Genomic DNA, 19,726 nt, shown 5'->3' with positions numbered 1-19,726 from the left:
TCGCCTGCAGACTCAAGTGCCCCGTGAGTACGCCGAAATCCTAAGGACGCGGCGCATCCCAGTCCCCCGTCATACCGTCCGACAACCATTCCGACTCGGAATCGTTATCGCGGCCACTTCCGCCATCGCCGAATCCCCCTTTCTGAATCGACAAATCTCCACAACTCCTGGTCAGGGCGTGGTTACTGGATGCGCTCTCACCTGCTCGGATCTCTCGACGGCTCCGTTCGCGACGCGATCCCCCGAGCCGCTCACGCCGCGATCCCACGAATCCCTCGTGACGCGTTCTCCTGCCGCGTTTTTCTCGAAGCGATCCGCGGCGCGCTCGGTGAGGCGCTCGCGTCCGGTGGAACTCCCCGCGGGACGAGCCGCCGTCAGATTCGGGTCGGCCTTCACCACGCGCCGGAACGCGGAGGTCCCACGCGCCAGATCGTGTCCGACCGATACGGCGTCGATCTCCACGGACATCCGGCGCTGCCCGTCCCGTTCTTCCTCACGCACCTTCAATCGTCCGTGGACGAGGAGCGGTTCACCGACGGAGACCGATCCCGCCAGATTCACGGCGAGGGACCGCCAGGCACAGACCGTGTAAAAGCTGGTGTGCCCATCCGTCCAGCTTCCGCTCTGCCTGTCCCACCGCCTCGGCGTCACCGCGAACCGGAATCGCGCCATACCTCCGGCCACCGATTCCCGGTACTCCACGTTCGTTGCGACATTGCCCACCACCGTCACCATCGTGTCGTTCACGACAGCCACCTCCCCGTTCGGTTGCCCTGGCCGGTCCCGCTGTCCGTGCCGGTCCCGCTCTGCCCCTGTCGATCCCTGCCGATCTCTGTCGATCCCTGCCGATCTCTGTCGATCTCTGGTGACCGGTCTCCATGCTGGACCGGACAGGCTGAGCCCGCCGAAGCCTGTGGACCACCGCCCCACTGTGGAAAAACACGTCACCCTCCGGGTGGCGGGCAGGCCGCGACCAGGAGGGCGAACGCGCCGCCCGTACACAGCGCCACCGGTACGACGCTCCGTCACCCCAGCAGCCGCACCGTCCCGTTCGACCCGGCGACCGGACGGCCCGCCCCCGCCTTCCCCGACACCGTGGCGTACTGCTCCCGCACCTCCCGGTACCGCATGAGCTCCCCCGCGACCGGGTCAAGCACCTTCGCCCGGCCACACCCGGCCGCCGCCTCCCGCAGCCGCCGCTCCGCATCCTGGCCGTACCTCCGCGCCGGCCCCCGGACAGCCGCCGCGCACGCCCACTCGACCAGCGGGCCGCCCACGATCCCCGCGAGCATCAGCAACGCGGGCACCAGCAGACCCGGCTCCAGTACGCCGATGATCTGGCCCACCAGCCACAGCCCGCCGTAGATCTGCAGCAGTGTCATCGCCGCCTGCGCCAGCACCGCCGCCGGCCACCAGGCGGGCCTCAGCGGGCGCCCGCTCGTCTCCGTGGCCTCGCGTGCCGCCAGCTCGTCCAGCGCCTCGGGCAGCCCGTCGGCCCCGCGCACGGCCGCCTCGCGCACCGCCTGGGCCCAGGGCACGGGCAACCCCGCCGCGGCCTCGTCCGCGACCGTACGCACCGCCTGCTCGACCCGTTGCCGTGCCGTCTGCTCGTCCTCCACCGGCGCCGGAGCCTCCGGTGCCGCGCTGCCCGGCGTGCGCGAGCTCTCGTACCAGCGCCACAGCCGCAGCCACGGCGTCCCGCACGCCCGGCTGGCGTTCCTGCGCCACTCGCGCTCCGCCGTCTCACCGGCCGCTTTCGCCCCGATCGCCTCGGCCAGCCGCGCCGCGAAGTCGTCCCGGGAGCGCTCGTCGAGGCCGGTCCGGCCGTCGGCCAGGTACACCCCGCGCAGCTTCATCGCCGCCGCGTCGATGTCCGCGGAGAGGCGCCGCGCCGGGGCACTGCGCTCCTGCACGAACTTCCCGAGCATGTCCCGCAGCTCGTCGACGCCGTCCCCGGTGAGCGCCGAGAGGGCAAGGACGGCCGCTCCGGGCTCGCCGTGTTCGCCGAGCGCCATGCCGTCCTCGTCGAGGAGCCGGCGCAGGTCGTCGAGCACCTGGTCGGCGGCCTCGCCGGGCAGCCGGTCGACCTGGTTGAGCACGACGAAGGTGATCTCCGCATGCCCGGCGAGGGGCCGTAGATACCGTTCGTGCAGCGCCGCGTCCGCATACTTCTCCGGGTCCACGACCCAGATCACCGCGTCCACCAGTGCCAGCACCCGGTCCACCTGCTCCCGGTGTCTGACCAGGGCCGAGTCATGGTCGGGCAGATCGACCAGCACCAGCCCGGACAGTTCCTCGTTGCCGCCCGCCAGCGGCCGGCGCCGCAGCCGCGGCGGGATCGCCAGCCGGTCCAGCAGTCCGGCCGCGCCCTCCGACCAAGTGCACGCGATCGGTCCCGTGGTGGTGGGCCTGCGCAGCCCGGTCTCCGAGATCGGCACCTCGGCAAGGGCATTGAAGAGGGTCGACTTCCCGCTGCCGGTCGCTCCCGCGATGGCGACGACGGTGTGGCGCGAGGAGAGCCGCTGCCGGGCCGCGGCCTCGTCGAGAACGCGGCCCGCCTCCGCGAGGGCGCCGCCGTCCAGCCGGGTCCGCGACAGGCCGATGAGTTCGCGCAGGGCGTCGAGGCGTACCCGCAGGGGCCCGACGTACGCCCCGCCGATCGGCACATGCTCCTCGCCGACCTCCTCGGACTCCGGCTCCGCCTCCACCGGTGCTTCCCGGCTCCCGGCACGACGGGCGATCAGCCCGTCGTCCCAGCGGTCCCCGGCCTCGTTCTCGTCATCAGTGATGGCGGTCACCGCCGTCACCTCTCCTTCTGCAGTACGGACAGCGCGGCGATCAGCTCGGCCTGCGGCTCAGGGGTCACTTCGAGTGCGTCGAGGGGTGCGAGACGGCGGTCGCGTTCCCCGTGGAGTACGCCGTCGATATGGGTCGCCATGAGCTCGCCGCCCTTGTCGCGGAGCCGCACCGCGCCCTTGGCGCCGATCCGCTCGGCGAGCCGCTCCCCGGCTCCCCGGGCCCGCCGCCCGCCGAGCAGCGCGGCGGCGACCAGAGCGGCGACCGTTTCGGGGTCGGGCGCGAGGTTCAGCTCGGGCCGGCGGACCGCTTCCTCGGCGAGCTCCTCCAGCTCGCGCCGCCAGCGGCGTACGGCGATGCCGATCCGTTCCGACGACTCCAGGTCCCGCCGACCGCGTACGACGACGGCGCCCGCGGCCGGTTCGTGCCGCCATGCCTCCTGGACGCGTTCTTCGGCGGCGGCCACGGCGCACTGGAGGAGCGCGCAGAGGCTGCCGACGAGGGCGTCCAGCAGCTCGGAGGCGGAGCTGTCGCGTGGAAAGCCCCGCCAGCGCGTCCGCGCGTCCCCGGCGAGCACCGCGCCGCTCCTGAGCTGCTGGCGGACCCGCTCGCGTTCCTTGTCGTACGCGTCCTCGACCGCGCCTGTGAGCCGTACGGCAGCCGCGTGCTGCCCCGCCACCGCCGACGCGAGCTCCGGAATCCGCGCCTTCAGCGAGTCGATCACGCCCGCGGCGGTATGCCCCAAGGCCTGCTGGCGGGCTGCAGGGTCCTGCACCCTGTGGGCCAGCCAGGCGAGGAGGGGTGCCACCGCGGTGGTGGGCAGCAGTCCGCTCCCGCCGCCCGCGGACTCGGGCAGCTCGGGGATGGTGAACCGGGGCACCTCGCCGAGACCGGCCTTGGTCAGCAACGCCGCGTACTGCCGCGAGACCTCGGCGACAACCTGGTGCGGCACCCGGTCCAGCACGCTCACGAGGGTGGCCTTGTACTCCTTGGCCGTACGCAGCAGATGCCACGGCACTGCGTCGGCGTACCGCGAAGCCGTCGTCACCATCACCCACACGTCGGCGGCGCAGATCAACTCGGCGGCCAGCAACCGGTTCTCGACGACGAGCGAGTCGATGTCGGGCGCGTCGAGGAGGGCGAGCCCGCGAGGGAGGCTGGGGGCGGTCTCGACCCGCAGGGAACGCTCCTCGTCGCCCCCGCGCCCTCGGTCCCGCTCGCCTTCGGTCTCGTCCTGCTGCGGCAGCCAGACCCGGGTGAGGTGCGGCAGCACGCGCATCCCGGCGAACCAGTGGTGATCGTCCGGATGACAGACGAGCACCGGCGTACGCGTGGTGGGCCGCAGCACCCCGGCCTCGCTCACCCGCCGCCCGACCAGGGAGTTGACCAGAGTCGACTTCCCGGCCCCGGTGGACCCGCCGACGACCGCGAGCAGGGGCGCTTCGGGCTCTTTGAGCCGGGGCACGAGATAGTCGTCGAGCTGCGCCAGCAGCTCCTGGCGCGTCTGCCGTGCGCGCTCAGCACCGGGAAGGGGAAGAGGGAGACGCACGGCGGCGACACGGTCGCGGAGGGCGGAGAGTGCGTCGATCAGCTGAGGCCGTGCATCCAAGGTCACCACATGCGAAGAATGCCCAACTTTATCGGCTTTTTGAAGCGTATAGCCCTCCCTGCGCGCCGGTCGGACAGACGGGACAGACGGGATGAGTGGGGCGCAGGCATAACGAGTGCACAACACCCGAGACGTGAGGCGCTAAAAGCGGTGCGTGAATCGCACCTGCCTGCGATTATCGGTTCGCTTCACCGAACCTCCACATCGTGCCACGCAGGTGAAGCAACGGGGTCAAGGCGATCGGAGCCCTATCCTTGTCCCCGGCAAGGTCAGGGACCACCCGACGAGGGGCTCCAGGCCACCGAGGCCACCATTCGGCCCCCGTAGCTCAGTGGATAGAGCAGGCGCCTTCTAAGCGCTTGGCCGCAGGTTCGAGTCCTGCCGGGGGCGCCAGTCTCCGCCCTCCCTTTGGGGAGGGCTTTTTGCTGGTCAGGACATGCCTCACTCGATACGGCGAAGCCCCGAACGCCTCCCTGATGATCAAGGGGAAGGTCCGGGGCTGTCCGGCTGTCACCGGGTTTTCGCGGGCGAGAAGCATGCGTATGCGCTCTGCCCTGACCGCATCTGCCCTGACCGCATCTGTCCTGACCGCATCTGTCCTGGCTGCTGGCATCCTGCTGGGCGGCGCCAGCACCGCGCCGGCCGACGATGGAGTCGACCTCGACAGCTTCTCCGGTGGCCACGCCGCCTTCGCTTCCACGTGTTCGACGGCCGCCGCCATCCCCGCCGGGTTCCGTCCCGCCTATACGTCGACCTGCTCGAACGAAGGCGAAAAGAGTGGGCGGACTTCGCCCACCTTGGCGCCATTTGACCCTCAGGCGCGGCGCGGGGCAGACGGTCACGTCGGTCGCCCCCGCGCTGTGCGGGCTCAGGTGTAGAGCTGCGGTACAGCAGCGAAGTACAGCAACCGGTCCCGTCCCGCGGCGTCCTTGTAGACCCGAAGCGCGGCCTAAATAACCGTCCCTGACCGGTCTATGCAGAGCTACGGATCAGAAGCCCCTGACGCGTAAGACGCTGACCAACCAGCCTGGTCAGCTGGTGCGGCTACTCCAGAGCAGTACCTGGGGAAGGCGTGATCAGTCGGCTTTCGTAGGCGAGGGCCACGAGGTGCGCTCTGCTGGACAGCGCGACTTTGTGCATGATCCGGTTGATGTGTGTGCCTGGTTGAGTGAGGTCCAGGTCGCAGTTGGTGTGGCTCCGGCCAGTTCGCGGGCTTCGATCAGGACGATGTCACAGGCTGTGGTGGAGAGGATGGTGAGGGCCTCGGCGATGGTTGCCGTGTGGGCTTGGAGGCTGAAGGCTGGGCTTGCGGCGATGACGTGTGCATAGGCGTCACGAACGAGGGTGGGTCCGCCGGCGAGGAGTACCCGGGGCATCGGCGTCCTTCGAACAGGGGCAGGCCCGCGGCGCTGTGATGGCCGCGGGCCCGTGGGGGTGGGTGGTGTCAGCGGTTGTGGTCCGTGGCGCTGACGAAGCTGGGCTGGTGGTCCGCGGGGGTGACAGCCGGGGTGTGGTGGGTGAGCTTTTCGCCTTCGATGTCGACGTTGGGGAGGATGCGGTCGATCCAGGCGGGCAGTGACCAGGCGCGTTTGCCGAGGAGTGCGAGGACGGCGGGAACGATCGTCATGCGGACGATGAACGCGTCGAAGGCGACGGCGATGGCGAGGCCGAAGCCCAGTGACTTGATCATGGCGTCTTGGGAACCGACGAAGCCGGCGAAAACGCTGATCATGATGAGGGCCGCGGCGGTGACGACGGTGGCGCTGTGGTGGAAGCCTGCCTTGATCGCGGAGCGGGCGGCGGCGCCGTGGACGTAGGCCTCGCGCATGCGGGTCACCAGGAATACCTGGTAGTCCATGGCCAGGCCGAAGACGATGCCGACCATGAGGACGGGCATCAGGCTCATGATGGGGCCGGTCTGCTCCAGGCCGATGAGGTCCTTCAGCCAGCCCCACTGGAATACCGCAACGAGGGCGCCCAGGGAGGCCAGCACGGAGAGCAAGAAGCCGAGGGCAGCCTTGACGGGAACCAGGATGGAGCGGAAGACCAGGATCAGTACGAGGATGGCCAGGCCGACGACGAGCGCCAGGTAGGGCACGATCGCGGCGCTGAACTTGTCGGAGATGTCGATGTTGAGGGCCGTGGTGCCGGTCACCAGGGAACGGGCCCTGGTGTCCTTGTGCAGGTCACCGGCCAGGGTGCGGATGTCGTGGACGAGGTTCTTGGTGGCCTCGCTGCCGGGTGAGCTCTTGGGGATGACGGTGATGATCGCGGTGTCGCCGGCCTCGTTGAAGACGGCCGGGGTCACGGCTGCCACGTCCGGCAGGCTGGTGAGGGACTTGCCCATGTCCTGGGCGCCGGTGCGGGCGATGGCCGGGTCGTGGTCGTCGACGGTCACGGTGAGAGGGCCGTTGAAGCCGGGGCCGAAGGATTGCGACAGCATGTCGTAGGCCTTGCGCTGGGTGGACGAGACGGCCTTGGAGCCGTCGTCCGGCAGCCCGAGTTCGAGCTTCGCTGCGGGCAGTGCCACGACGCCGAGTGCGACCACGGCCAGGATCAGCATCCTCGCCGGCTTGCGCAGGACGTAGGAGATCCAGCGCTGTGCCAGACCGGTCCGTCCCGGCCTGCTCTTGCCAGTGCCGGGAGCGTTCTTGCGTGTCCTGCCCCGGACGCGTTCACCGGCGAAGCCCAGCAGGGCGGGAACCAGAGTGGTGGCGACGAGGACGGCGACGATGACGGCACCGGCGGCGGCGAGCCCCATCGCGGTCAGGATGGGCAAGTTCACCACGGCCAGACCTGCCAGGGCGATGACCACGGTGATCCCGGCGAAGACGACGGCGGTTCCGGCGGTGCCGTTGGCACGGGCGGCCGCCTCCCGGGCGTCGTATCCGTCCGCTCGCTCGGAGCGGTAGCGCGAAATGATGAACAGCGCGTAGTCGATACCGACGGCAATACCCAGCATCGTGGCGAGGGCCGAGGCGTTGCTGTTGAGGTTGAACGGGCCGCTGAGCGCGGTGATCGCGGCCATGCTCACGCCCACACCGGCCAGCGCGGTGAGCAGGGGCAGGCCGGCGGCGACGAGGGAGCCGAAGGTGATGAGGAGGATGACCGCGGCGAGGGCGAAGCCGATGGCCTCTGCCGTGTGGCTCTCCGCGGGCGGGGCCAGGGCGTTGCCGGAGGCCTCCACCGTCAGCCCTTGGTCACGGCCCGATTCCAGGGCTTTGTCCAGGTTGTTGTGGTCGCCGTCGGTCAGGTCGGCGTCCTTGGCGGTGTAGCTGACCTGGGCGTAGGCGGTGGTGCCGTCCGCGCTGACGGTCTTGGAGGCGAAGGGGTCGCTGACCTGGGCGATACGGGAGGAGGAGTCCTTCACGCCGGCGAGGATCGTTTTGAGTGCGGCCTTGTTGTCGGCGCTGCTGATCTTTTCACCGGCGGGAGCACGCAGCACCACGCGGGCGGTGGCTCCGTTGGCGTTGGCGGCCGGGAACTTCTCCCCCAGGAGGTCGAGGGCCCTCTGGGCCTCCGTTCCGGGCAGGGTGACGCTCGAGCTGGCGGGGCCTGAGCTGTTGGCGGCACTGGCGCCTACGGCGCCCAGGACGAGCGCCCACAGGAGGACGACCAGCCAGCGCCGCGTGAATGCGGCCCTGCCGATCCTGTGCAGGAAGGTTGCCATGAGGAGGTGCTCCGAATCGAAGGTGTTTTTGGGCGCGCGGTGCCCTGAACCCGGCGACATGGGCGCGGGGCGCTACAGGGCATGCGAAAGCAGACGGGCGGCGCTCAGGCCGTGGTCAGGGCGTGGAGGACTGTCGGCGGAGCCGGAGCGGCGCGGCCGGGGAGGGAGCGGACGTCAGGTCACACGGTGGCGTGTTGCGTGGTCAGGGCCGGCAGGAGAACCAGGTCGACGACGGACTCCATGAGCTCTTGTGTGGCAGGAGTCCCGAAGAGGATGGTCTGGGCGAGCCAGGGACCCAACAGAACCTGGTCCGCGACGCCGATGACCGGATTGCCGGATGCAATCTCTCCTCTGGACACGGCACGGTCGAGGAGCTGGGCGAGGTCACGGAGGATGGGGTGGATCAGAATCTCCCGGACGATCTCCATGAGGCTCTCGTCCTGGACGATCGCGGCTGGCACCGAGGCGAACGTGCCATTGGCCGGGTCGTCCGCCACCAGGTACTCGACCGCGCCCATCAAGTCACCACGCAGAGTGCCCGTATCGACGTGCGACAGGTCGTGCTTGTGTTCAGCGGTGAGGGCCTTCCACGCCGAGATCACCAGCCGCGGCTTGCTCTCCCACTGCCGGTAGAGCGTGGCCGTGCTGCACTTGGCCCGCTGCGCGACCGCGGCCATGGTCACCTGCTCGTAGCCGACCTCGCCGACCAGCTCCGCCGTCACCGCCAGCAGCTCACGCTCCCGTTCCGGGGTGAGCTTGCGGCGCCGCGATGCTGAGGGTGCCTCGGCCATGGCTGCTCCTGATCCGTTCTTAGCTGACACCAGAACTGTAGCCATCCAGCCAATCGAAAAGCAAGTTTTCGAAACTCTCGATTTCGATGAGTGTCTCCATCGCTCCCGGGCTCGTGCGTCCGCTCCGACGTACTGCGCGACCCCGTAGCACGACGACCTGACTTCCTAGCAGGTCAGTGGGGGTGCAAGGCGCGAACGGCGCAATCGCTCCGGAGCCGTTGCGGTACAGCAGCGAAGTACAGCGACCACCATGACAGCCGCCGACCACCAAGAGCCGTCAACGGCCGACTGCCCAGCCCGCTGGACCCCGATAGCCTCTCAGCCGAGAGTTCGGGACGAAAAGGTTGTGGCCGGGCTCGCGTCGTCTGCCTCTCGTCGAGCACGTGGTGAGTGGTGAAGACCGCCTCGACGTGATCCCCCGGGAACACCAGAAGCGCGGCTTCGAGGACGCGGCCGGCGGTGTCGGCGGCGACGCGGGTGATCGCGAGACCGCCAGGCCGGGGTTGATCCGGAGGGTGGACGCCCTGCCGCGTGCACGGAAAGCCCGGTGCCGCCCGGACCTGGCCCTCAGAGCACCCGCCATCGAACCAGCGCCGCCAGCATCGCCACCCCCGGCAGCAGGGGCAGCCACACCGTGAGGAAGCGGAAGCCCAGGACCGTCGCGGTGGCGACCACGAGCGGCGCGCCCACGGTGACCAGCGCGACCGCCAGCGCGGGCTCCACCGAACCGATGCCGCCCGGCGCGGGGATCATCCCGGCCGCGATGCTCGCCGCCAGGTAGGCGACGACGATGTAGTGCCAGGGAACCGGCACCCCGAGGGCAAACGCCACGCAGACCAGCACTCCTGCCTGCAGCAGCGGGAAGGCCACCGCGCCGCCCCACAGGGCCAGCGCCCGTGAGGGCTTCTTGTGCAGGGCGCGTGCGTCGGTCAGGGCCGTACGCAGGAAGTCGAGGACGATCCGGCGCACCCTCGGCACGGCACGGAGCACGATCGCCACCGTCGCGAGCACAGCCGCGGCGGCGAGGGCGACACTCAGCACCGCCCGCCCGGGCGGCACAAGTTCGTTCAGGCGCAGGGCACCCGGGAAAGCCAGCACCAGCGCCACCAGAAGCCCGACCCTGGCCACCGCCTCGACCAGCGAGTAGAGGGCGAGCGAGGCAGTCGACCGGTCCAACGGAATGCCGCAGCCGCGCAGGAAACGCAGGGTGACGACATGTGCGCCCAGTCCCGCCGGGAGGAGGTGGTTGGCGGCTCCGGCGGCGAACTGCGAGGCCAGCAGCCGTCCTACGGGCAGTCCCTCGACCACCGTTCCCTGACGTACGCAGGACGCGGCCACCCAGCACAGACCGGTGACGACACCTCCCGCGACGAGCCAGCCGATGTGAGCGCCACCCAGACGGCCGACACCGGAGGCGACCAGGGACCAGTTGCCGACCGCCCAGGCGGTGACCAGGGCAAAAGGGAGCAGGCAGAGGATCTCGCGAAGGGGGATACGGCGCAGGCGGTCCGCGGGCCGCCGGGACGGGGTGGCGGTCTCGGGCGGGGTGAAGGGGTTCGGCGCGGACAGGGGCTCGTGCGCGGACTGAGGCAGGGGCGGTGTGAAGGGCTCGGACACAGGCAGGGGCTCAGACACGGTCAGGGGCTCGGGCATGGCCACGCTCTCTGCCGTCCTTCATCGTCGGGCGCGTCCCGCTGCGCGGTCGCGGTGGGGCGGGAGGGGCTTCCCGGGAACCTGCCCCCCGCTCGCGACGTCCCGGTGTCCTGAATTCGACTTCCGGCCGATACGTCGATGGCGGAAACAAGTCGACGCGCCGAAAGGCCCGCACTCGGCGACGCATCGAGCAGCAGCGCGCATACCCGGCGGCGCCCGGCGGGACCGACGCCGACCCGCTTGGGAGCCCCGGGAGCGCGGCCGGTCGGGAGCGCGAGCTGACGGAGATCTCCTACCTCCACGTGCACGCCCTCGCCCCTTCACCCCTTCGCCTCCTACAGCCGGGGTTGCCCTGGGTGATGGCGTGTCCGTCCGTCGAGCCGGCATGAGTGGCGCCAAGGAGTGGACGGCGACGTCCGGGGTCGACGAGATCGTCGGCCGACAGGAGACCGTGAGGCTGTTCACGGTCACTACAGCGCGGCGCCGACCATCAGCGCGAAGGCGGCGATCGTGAACAGGGTGCGGACCAGATGGAGCTGATTCCACCGGGGTTCGAAGGCCTTGCGGACCTCGCCGTCGGAGCCGGCCGAGGGGTCGTTCTCCGCCTTGGCGAGGGCGTTGTTCAGCGGGATGTTGCCGCCAGCGGTGATGAGGTGATTGATCACCGCGCAGACCAGGCCGGCGATGAGCAGCCACCGCTGGGTGTCGGTGCGGTCGTCGACGGGGACCGCCAGGGACACGGCCGGGAAGACGATGATCGCGAAGAAGTTCAGCAGGAACAGGGGGCGCGGCACCACCTCGTTGATATGGCGCATGGCGGGAAGGAACTGATCGTCGGACAGCCGGGCGAGCGCGGGCATGACTGCGGTCCGGAACGTCAGCATGAAGCCCGCGTACAGACCGTTGGAAATGATCGCGAGAGCGAGGAGAACGGAGGCCATGGCGCACATCATGGCCCGGTGAGGCGGGTGGCGCAGCGGTCCTGACGGGACACGCGATCACGGCCCGACCGCCCACTCTGACGGACTGCCGGAATCCGGGTCGCCCCGCCTCGAAATTCGACAGCCCGTCAGTCCGCGGGCCGTTGGCCCACCGGCCGTCGGTTCACGTCCCTCGGTTCACCGGCCCTCGGTTCACCGGCCGTTGACTCACAGATCACTGGCCCATCGGCCTGCGGTGCATCTGGCGTGTCAGTGCATTCGGCTTCAGTCCCGCAGTCGCTGCGCCTGCGTGATCGCGTCGGCCAGCTGCCACACCGCGCCGTCCTCCGTCGAGTCCGCCAGCTTCCTCGCCCTCTCGGCCAGCTCCCCGAGCCCGGGTGCCCCCGGCATCGATCCGCCCCGCAGCGACTCGGCGAAGTACGCCGCGAGCGCCGCGACCTGGAACCGCCTGGGCGCTGCTTCCCACAGCCCGCCATCCACCGCATCCGTCTCGACGGAGCCCGTCTGCTCGTGCGGTGCACGCGTGCGCGGGTCGAGCCAGCGGACGGTCGCGGTCGCGACATGGCCGCTCGCCCCCTCGCGCAGCCGTACGGCATACAGCGCGGTCACCGTGTGGCCTGGGCCGACCTCACCGCCGTCCACCCGGTCGTTGCGAAAGTCCTCGTCCGCGACCGCGCGGTTCTCGTAGCCGATGAGACGGAACTGCTTGACCGTCTTCGGGTCGAAGGCCACTTGCGCCTTGGCGTCCCGCGCGCGCAGCTCGATGTGGGCGGGCAGTTGGTCGACGAAGACCTTCCGGGCCTGCTCGCTGGTGGACACATAGGTGGTGTGGCCGTCTCCCTTGTCGGCGAGCCGCTCCATCAGCTCGTCGCCGTACTCGCTGCCGACGCCCACGCCGAACAGCGTGATGCCGTACTCGCGACGGGCGTCGTCGATCCGGGCGAGGATCGCGTCGGCGTCGGTCTCGCCGGTGTTGGCGAGGGCGTCGGAGAGGAGCACGACGCGATTGGTGGCGCCTCGGCGCCGCCCCTCGACCGCCGTGTCGTAGCCGGTCCGCACACCCGCCTCGACATTGGTGGAATCGGTGGGCTCCAGGCTCTCGATCACTGAGCGGATACGGTCCCGGCGGCCGGCCAGCCGCGTCATGGGCAACCGCGTCTCGGCCTCGTCGCTGAAGGTGACGAGGGCGATCGAGTCGTCGCCGCGCAGTTCGCCGGTGAGGATTCCCAGCGACTCCTTGACGAGGTCGAGGCGGCCCGGCTCGGCCATCGAACCCGAAATGTCGATGACGAAGGTGAGCGCGGCCGGCGGCCGGTCGCCCTTCCTGTCGGAGGGACGGGTGGAGAGCCCGACCCGAATCAGCGACCAGCCCTCGCCGCCTCCGGCCTCGCTCTGCGCCTCCGTCCTGATCTCGCCCTCGGCGCTGTGGGGTCGCGCGCCGTCGACGGTCACCGAGAAGCCGTCGCCCTTGGGCCGCGGATAGTCCTGCCAGAAGCTGTTGATGAACTCCTCGGGCCTGATGTCCCCCGGCTGCGGCCTCTGTCCGTCCGCGAGGGTACGGCGGGCGTATCCGTACGAGGCGGTGTCGACGTCCAGCGCGAAGGTGGACAGATAGTCGGGCGCGGGCCTGGCGTCCTCGGAGGCGTCCCCTGTCTTGCGCTGTCCTTCGGCTCCGCCGTCAACTCCCCGCGCGGGCGGGCCCCCTCCCCCGTCCGGGGCTATCGGCGCGGGCTGCACGCCGTCGTTCGCCCGTTGCCTGCCGCCTTGAGAGCTCCGGTCGGCCTGGCCACCTCCCGCGCAGCCCGCGGTCAGCAGCATGCCTGCTGCCAGCACGGCAGCCGCCACTCCCCTGTACGTCCGTACGCCGAGCTTCATCTGGGCTCCCTGGATCGTCAGCACTTGTGAATGTGACGTCCGAGACGGCTCCGGAGAGCAGACGAAGGTGTTGCGGATGAATCTCAATGCGACAACGGCGAGTGGGAGTTGCCCCGACCGGGTGGGCAACTCCCTCAGCGGCTCCGGGGTTCACCGGTGCTCGCCATCACCTCATCCACCTCCAGAATGCCCCACCGCCCCCGCGAATCGAAGCGACTGGCAAACACTCGCCACTCTCTGAACAGGCGCTTGTCACCATACGCAGCCGTGTGCGTACATTGAGTTGCATGCGGGTTTCGAAGGGGACGGCCCGTATGGCTGGAGGAAAGGCGGGGGATGATCTGCGATGGCAGTGGGGGTGGCTCCGGGCTCCGTGCTCGGTCGAGAAGCTTCGCGGTCCGTCCTTCGGGACGCGCCCGGGCAGCCGGTCCAGGGGGCGGCACAGGTGCGGGCGACTCTGAGTGCGCTGATCCGTTCCGCGCGCCGTGAACTCCTCAGCTTCGACGATCCCGCCGGCGCGCTGGACCAAGGCATTCCCGAGCCGTTCCTGGAATTCGCGGGCTACTGCGTGCGTACGTCCGGCGAGCAGACCCCGACGGTCCGCCGTATCGCGCCTCGGCAGGGGCTGACGCACTTACGCGAGTCGTGGCTCTGGCCCGGCGCGGCGCGGGTGACCGACTGCATTCCGTTCAAGATGGTCGTCGCGGACCGCACGGTCGCCGTCGTACCTCTTGATCTGGAACTGCATTACAACGGCCTCCTGTTGATCCGCGATCCTGTCGTCGTCCAGGCCCTGGTCCGCACGCACCATGCCTGGTGGGACACCGGCGAAGATCTCACCCCGCATACGGTGGCCACTGCCGTGCCCGCTCACCTTCTGCCCGTGCTCCACTCCATGCTCGCCGGGTTCACGGACGAGGCGGCCGCGACCCGTCTGGGCATGTCAGGGCGTACGTACAGCCGCCGCGTCGGGCAACTGCTGACCGCCCTCGGCACGACGAGCCGCTTCCGGGCGGGAGCGGAAGCGGCTCGTCGGGGCTGGCTGTGAGGTCCGAAACGGTGCTCGGCCCAGGCGGTACTGGAACAACCAGTGCCGGGCCGGGTGGTACTGGCCTGTGCGGTACCGGTCTGTGCCGTACCTGTCTGTGCCGTGCCTGTCTGTGCCGTACCGGTCGCAGCGCGAGGCAGCTAGGACACGATGTCCTTGCGGGAGAAGTTCCGGAAGGCGAGCGCGAACATCACCAGGGCGTATGTCACCGAGACCGCGGCGCCCTTCACCATGCCGTTCCACTCCAGTTGTGGCTGGAGCGCGTTGATCCAGGCGAATTGCCAGTGTGCGGGAAGCACGTCACGCCACCCCCCGAGCGCCGTGACGGCGTCCAGCACATTGCCGATGATCGTCAGCCCGACCGCCCCGCCCACCGCGCCCAGCGGGGCGTCGGTCTTGGTGGACAGCCAGAACGCCAGCCCCGCGGTGACCAGTTGGGAGACAAAGATGAACGCCACCACCAGTCCGATGCGCGGCAGCGTGTCGCCGGTGTCCAGGGAGCCGCCGGTGGGCAGCTTCAGCGGCCCCCAGCCGTAAGCCAGGGTGCCCGCCATCAGGGCCACCAGCGGGAGCAGCACCATTGCCGCCGCGCTGAAGCCGAGCGCCACCGCCAGCTTGGACCAGAGCAGCCGGGCGCGCGGGACGGGAGCGGCCAGGAGATAGCGCAGGGACGACCAACTGGCCTCCGACGCCACGGTGTCGCCGCAGAACAGCGCCACCGGGACCACCAACAAGAAGCCCGCCGAGACAAAGAGGCAGGTGGCGGCGAAGTTGGCGCCGGACGCGGTGGCCGTGTCCATCAGGGTCACCCGGCCGCCGTCCCGGCCGTCCGGGGTTCCCCCGATAGCGAAGGCAGCGATCAGGATGAGAGGCAGCGCGGCCAGCACCCCGGCCATGACCAGCGTCCGCCTGCGCTTGAGCTGCCGTACCGCCTCCACACGCAGCGGCAGAGTGTGCCCTGCCCGGTAGCCAGGCGCCGACTCGACCAGCGTGCTCATGGGGTTCCTCCGATCAGGGTGAGGAACGCGTCCTCCAGGCGTCGGTGCGGCCCGACGCCCGTCAACGGGACGTCCAGACGTACGAGTTCGGTGATCATGCCGGTGGCGGTGGCTCCGTCGAGACGCACCAGCAAGCCCTCCGCCGTACAGGACGCCGAGCCGATCCCCGGCAGCGCGGCGATCTTCTCGACCATCGGCTCCGGCACCTCCCCGGCTGTGGTGACGAGCAGTGTGTCGCTCTCGCCGGTGATCTCCGCGACCGGTCCTGCTTGCACCAGCCGGCCGCGGTCCATGACCACAAGATGGGTGCAGGACTGTTCGACCTCGGAGAGGAGGTGACTGGAGACGATGACGGTCCGGCCTCCGGCCGCGTACCGGATCATCACGTCCCGCATTTCGCGGATCTGCGGCGGGTCGAGTCCATTCGTCGGCTCGTCCAGAATCAGCAGATCCGGCATGCCGAGCATGGCCTGGGCGATGGCGAGACGCTGCCGCATGCCCTGCGAGTACGTACGGACGGCGCGTGCGAGCGCGTCGCCGAGGCCAGCGATCTCCAGGGCTTCCTCGATATGCGCGTCGCTCGCCGGACGGCCGGTGGCCTGCCAGTACAGCTCCAGGTTCTCGCGGCCGGAGAGGTGGGGCAGGAAGCCCGCGCCCTCGACGAAGGCGCCGACCCGGGAGAGTACAGGCGCGCCGGGGCGGATGGCATGGCCGAAGACGCGGATCTCACCGTCGTCGGGCCGGATCAGGCCCATGAGCATACGCAGGGTGGTGGTCTTGCCGGCGCCGTTGGGGCCGAGTAGTCCGAGGACCTGGCCCTTCTCGACGCGGAAGGACAGCTCCCGCACGGCATACCGGTCAGAGGACCTGGCGTACCGCTTGGTCAGCCCCATGATCTCCAGGGGCACGTCGGCGAGCTCGGGGTCGGGTGCCGGGGCGACCGCCCGGCGGCGGGCGGTGATCAGCAGGCCTGCTGCCACGACCGCGCCCGCGGCCGGCAGCGCCCACGTCCACCAGGGCAGTCCGGCGGCCTGGGTCTCCACGGTCGGCGCGGTGGGCACCGCGAGCGTGCCCGAGCCGAGGAGGGAGACCGTGTACGTGGCGGGGGCGACCGGAGAGGCATAGCCGAGGTCGGTCGCGGACAGGACCAGCCGCAGCCGGTGTCCGGCGTCGACCTCATGGTCGACGGCCGGCAGGGTCAGCTTGACGTCCCTGCCCTGCTGGGCGTCGTCAACACGGACCGGGGCGACCAGCTGGGAGGGCAGTACCTGGCTGCGGCCGTCGGGCCCGACGTCGTACACCTTGCCGAACAGCACCGCGTCGCCGGTGCTGGAGGCGACCTTGACGCGGGCGGTCGGCGAACCCGTGATCCGCAGCGACCGGTCCAGGGGCGCGGAGTCGAAGCGGGCGTACTGCCCGGGGAAGTCGAGGGAGAGACCGAGACCGAGGGAGGAGAGCGCGCTGATGCCGCCGCCGAGGCCGGGGACTGCGGAGATGGCGGGCGGGGTGGCGCCGGCCGGATTGACGAAGCGCGCTGCGCGGCCGGTGAGTCGGACGGTACGGGTGGTGCCGAAGAGTCCGGGGTAGCGGTCGCCGGTCGCTCCGCGCAGCAGGGCCTCGCCATCGGTGGAGTTGACACCTCCGGTCCTGCTGACGCGGAAGGCGGGTCCGGTGTCCGCGGACGTGTCGTGCTTGAGGTACCGGTCGAACCAGGAGCTGATGCGGTTCTCGATTCGGCTGCTCTCCCGGTCTCCGCCGTCGTGGCCGCCGGCGATCCAGTCGACGGAGACGGGCGCGCCGTTGGCGCTGATCCGCTGGGCCATGGCGTCGGCGTGCGCGAGCGGGAAGAGCGAGTCGGACTGGCCCTGGACGATGAGGGCGGGCACCTTGATGCGGTCGCCGACGGCGGAGGGGCCCCGGCTTTCGAGAAGCCGGCGAGCTGCGGCGTCGGGCTTTCCGGCGACGGCGACGCGCTCGTACATCGCGCAGAGTGCGGGTTGGAACGACCCGCAGCCGCTCGGGGTGGCGGGCCGCGAGGCGGCGGCCCGGGGGCACTGTTGCCCGCGGACGCGTCGGCGGGCCGGCCTGCCGGGTCGCCGTCCGAGCCGGCGGGCCGGGTGTCCTCTGCCGGTGCTTCGGGCTGATCGGCGTCGTCCCGCTCGCCCGCCGGTGCGGCGGATCCCGTCGAGAAGAAGATCCCGGCCCAGAGCTTCTTGAAGACGCCGTCCGGGAAGAGTGCGTCGGCCAGGTTCCAGTAGGTGATCTGGGGGGCGATCGCGTCGACGCGCTTGTCATACCCGGCGGCGAGCAGCGAGATCGCCCCTCCGTAGGAGGAGCCGGTGACGCCGACGCGCGGGTCGCCGTTCGCGTCGAGCTGTACGTCAGGGCGCTTCGCCAGCCAGTCGATCAGCCGTGAGACGTCTTTGACCTCGTAGGCCGGGTCGTTGAGCCCGATCTGCCCGGTGGAGCTGCCGAAACCGCGGGCGGACCAGGTCAGCACGGCGTATCCGTCGCGTGCCAGCTTCTCCGCCTGCTCGCGGACATCGTCCTTGCTGCCACCGAAGCCGTGGCCGAGGAGGACGGCGGGACGGCGCTCGGCGCCGCCCGTCGTGAAGTAGGAGGTGTCGATCTTCGCCCCGGGCATCTCCCGCACCAGGTCATCGCGGTGCACGGTCGGTGCGCTGTCGTCGCCGACCGCCGTCCAGGTGCCCGCGCCCGCGAGGACTGCGAAGGCGGCGACGCCTGCGAGCCATCGCCCGCGGGGCCGGGGAAGTCGGATCTGCATGGTGGAAACCCTAAGCGGACCCCTGTGGGGTCTCGGCTGCCGCCAGGCGGAATTGGTGAGCCTCCGCACGGAGTACTGAGTACGGTCGCCGTACACCAGACGCGGTATGCACCGCCGTGGCGAAGGGATTGCTGTGGACATCCGGCGCGCGACGACCGTGGCCGAGCTGGTCGCGGCCGAGCACCTCTACGACGGGCCGGCCCAGCACGAGTGGGCCGAGCGTTTCCTCACGGCTGCGGGGCATCTAATGCTGATCGCGTACGCCGACGGGCGGCCCGTGGGGATGATCTCGGGCATCGAGATGCACCACCCCGACAAGGGCACGGAGATGTGCCTGTACGAGCTGTCGGTTCACGAGGCGCACCGCAGACGTGGCATCGGACGTGCCCTGGTCGAGGCGCTGATCGTGGTGGCGCGCGAGCGCGGCTGTTACGACATGTGGGTGGGCGTGGACACGGACAACGACCCGGCGCTGGCGACGTACCGTTCGGCGGGCGCGAAGGACGACGGGGTGTTCGCGATGCTCACCTGGGAGTTCCCGGCGCCGTAGGCCGTACGGGGTGCCGATGCGGGCCACAGAGGTACAGGGTCACGACCGGACGGCGATGCCGGGTCACGGCCGGACGGCGGTGACCAGCCACAGTCGGGACGTGAGCCGGACGCCCTCGTCCGGTGTCTCGTACGCCCGGAAGGCGTCGGCCGCCGCCGCACGGGCCCGTGCCACGGCCTGTGGCCCGGCGTCTCGCAGCCAGTGCCGCAACGGCCCCCATCCGAAGAGGAATCCGGCCGCGTCCTCCGCGTCCTTCCCCCAGTTCTGCGACACCTCAATGGCCTCCTCCGCAACGGCGTCGAACCCGGCGTCGCGCAGAACCCGGCTGGTGTGCCGGGGGTCGGCGAAGGCGGCGGGACCGGTCTCGGCAGGCTGGTTCAGATCGGGCAGCGGCACGTGCTCTGCGATCGCCGCGAACACGACGGACTGTTCCATCCGGCTGAAGGCCTGGGGGCAGACGAACGCGAGCCGTCCGCCGGGCCGCAGGGCGCGTCCGATGTTCGCGAAGGCGGCTACGGGATCGGCGAAGAACATGATCCCGAAGCGGCTGACCGCAACGTCGAACGATGCCTCGTCGAAGAGGTGCACCTGGGCGTCGGCCCGCTCCCAGGCGATGTTGGCGATGCCCTCGGACGCGGCGCTCTCCGCCGCGCGTTCCAGCATCGGCGCGGACAGGTCGATGCCGAGGGCGTGTGCGCCACGGCGGGCGGCGAGGCGGGTCAGGTGTCCATTGCCGCAGCCGATGTCGAGCACGTGGTCCGTGCCGGTGATGTGGGCGGCGCTCAGCAGCGGTGCGTTGGCAGGGTCGTTGAGGGCGTCGTAGCGGGACTGGTGGTCGGCCCAGTGCCTGCCCTCGTAGCCGTTCCATGCCTCGGACTGATGGGTGTTCACGATCCGGCGGTCCGTCATGGTGTCCATGGTGACGGCATCTTGTGTCGTACGTCACGTCACGAGACCCTGGTCAGCGCATATGCACGGTCTGGCACCACGCACGCGCCGAACCGGTCCGT

The 19,726-nt window shown here is 70.3% G+C and carries 13 protein-coding genes, 1 tRNA gene and 2 pseudogenes; 3 read left to right on the top strand and 13 right to left on the bottom strand.

The features are described 5' to 3' along the window. Positions 1-171: 171 nt before the first annotated feature. The 3 genes from OG293_RS23760 to OG293_RS23750 all read right to left on the bottom strand — a co-directional run bounded on the left by OG293_RS23760 (position 172) and on the right by OG293_RS23750 (position 4,405). Positions 172-747, bottom strand: a complete 576-nt coding sequence (locus OG293_RS23760; protein WP_406000810.1) for a single-stranded DNA-binding protein — start codon at positions 745-747, stop codon at positions 172-174. 278 nt (positions 748-1,025) lie between these two features. Beyond that, on the bottom strand, positions 1,026-2,798 hold the full coding sequence (locus tag OG293_RS23755; RefSeq protein WP_406000809.1) for a GTPase: 1,773 nt from the start codon (positions 2,796-2,798) through the stop codon (positions 1,026-1,028). 5 nt (positions 2,799-2,803) lie between these two features. Beyond that, complete coding sequence (locus tag OG293_RS23750) at positions 2,804-4,405, bottom strand: dynamin family protein (protein WP_406003689.1); 1,602 nt, start codon at positions 4,403-4,405, stop codon at positions 2,804-2,806. Between the two features lie 317 nt (positions 4,406-4,722). On the opposite strand from OG293_RS23750, the gene OG293_RS23745 reads away from it, so the two are divergent. Further along, positions 4,723-4,798 (top strand) — tRNA-Arg (locus tag OG293_RS23745). A gap of 1,051 nt (positions 4,799-5,849) precedes the next feature. Here the strand turns inward: OG293_RS23745 and OG293_RS23740 are convergent. The 6 genes and pseudogenes from OG293_RS23740 to OG293_RS23715 all read right to left on the bottom strand — a co-directional run bounded on the left by OG293_RS23740 (position 5,850) and on the right by OG293_RS23715 (position 13,335). Beyond that, complete coding sequence (locus OG293_RS23740) at positions 5,850-8,075, bottom strand: MMPL family transporter (protein ID WP_406000808.1); 2,226 nt, start codon at positions 8,073-8,075, stop codon at positions 5,850-5,852. A gap of 179 nt (positions 8,076-8,254) precedes the next feature. Further along, positions 8,255-8,866, bottom strand: coding sequence for a TetR/AcrR family transcriptional regulator (locus OG293_RS23735; protein ID WP_406000807.1), 612 nt, complete (start codon positions 8,864-8,866; stop codon positions 8,255-8,257). A gap of 362 nt (positions 8,867-9,228) precedes the next feature. Further along, positions 9,229-9,389, bottom strand: a pseudogene (locus tag OG293_RS23730) (GntR family transcriptional regulator); the annotation flags it as partial. A gap of 44 nt (positions 9,390-9,433) precedes the next feature. Next, complete coding sequence (locus OG293_RS23725) at positions 9,434-10,519, bottom strand: YbhN family protein (RefSeq protein WP_406000806.1); 1,086 nt, start codon at positions 10,517-10,519, stop codon at positions 9,434-9,436. A 470-nt stretch (positions 10,520-10,989) separates the two neighbouring features. After that, a complete protein-coding gene (locus OG293_RS23720; protein WP_406000805.1) occupies positions 10,990-11,460 on the bottom strand; it encodes a DUF1772 domain-containing protein in 471 nt (156 codons plus the stop codon). A gap of 264 nt (positions 11,461-11,724) precedes the next feature. After that, positions 11,725-13,335 carry a von Willebrand factor type A domain-containing protein gene (locus tag OG293_RS23715; RefSeq protein ID WP_406003688.1) on the bottom strand — a complete coding sequence of 537 codons (1,611 nt, stop codon included), beginning with the start codon at positions 13,333-13,335 and terminating at the stop codon, positions 11,725-11,727. Positions 13,336-13,780: 445 nt separating this feature from the next. On the opposite strand from OG293_RS23715, the gene OG293_RS23710 reads away from it, so the two are divergent. Beyond that, positions 13,781-14,383: a DNA-binding response regulator gene (locus OG293_RS23710; protein ID WP_406000804.1), complete on the top strand. Its 603-nt coding sequence runs from the start codon at positions 13,781-13,783 to the stop codon at positions 14,381-14,383. Positions 14,384-14,523: 140 nt separating this feature from the next. Here the strand turns inward: OG293_RS23710 and OG293_RS23705 are convergent, their stop codons facing one another. From OG293_RS23705 to OG293_RS23695, 3 genes and pseudogenes are all read right to left on the bottom strand, one after another. Further along, positions 14,524-15,381, bottom strand: coding sequence for an ABC transporter permease (locus OG293_RS23705; protein ID WP_406000803.1), 858 nt, complete (start codon positions 15,379-15,381; stop codon positions 14,524-14,526). Then, positions 15,378-17,363 (bottom strand): ATP-binding cassette domain-containing protein, encoded by a 1,986-nt coding sequence (locus tag OG293_RS23700; RefSeq protein WP_406000802.1) that lies wholly within the window; start codon positions 17,361-17,363, stop codon positions 15,378-15,380. The genes OG293_RS23705 and OG293_RS23700 overlap by 4 nt, the downstream gene beginning before the upstream one ends. A 197-nt stretch (positions 17,364-17,560) precedes the next feature. Then, positions 17,561-18,166, bottom strand: a pseudogene (locus tag OG293_RS23695) (alpha/beta hydrolase); the annotation flags it as partial. Between the two features lie 133 nt (positions 18,167-18,299). Between OG293_RS23695 and OG293_RS23690 the strand changes: the two are divergent. Beyond that, positions 18,300-18,716: a GNAT family N-acetyltransferase gene (locus tag OG293_RS23690; protein WP_406000801.1), complete on the top strand. Its 417-nt coding sequence runs from the start codon at positions 18,300-18,302 to the stop codon at positions 18,714-18,716. Between the two features lie 63 nt (positions 18,717-18,779). Here the strand turns inward: OG293_RS23690 and OG293_RS23685 are convergent, their stop codons facing one another. Then, positions 18,780-19,634: a class I SAM-dependent methyltransferase gene (locus tag OG293_RS23685; RefSeq protein ID WP_406000800.1), complete on the bottom strand. Its 855-nt coding sequence runs from the start codon at positions 19,632-19,634 to the stop codon at positions 18,780-18,782. Positions 19,635-19,726: the final 92 nt, after the last annotated feature.

Source organism: Streptomyces sp. NBC_00829, assembly GCF_045161795.1.
Taxonomy (GTDB): domain Bacteria; phylum Actinomycetota; class Actinomycetes; order Streptomycetales; family Streptomycetaceae; genus Streptomyces.
Note: the sequence above shows the minus strand (reverse complement) of the source record. Positions and strands in the feature narration are given on the sequence as shown.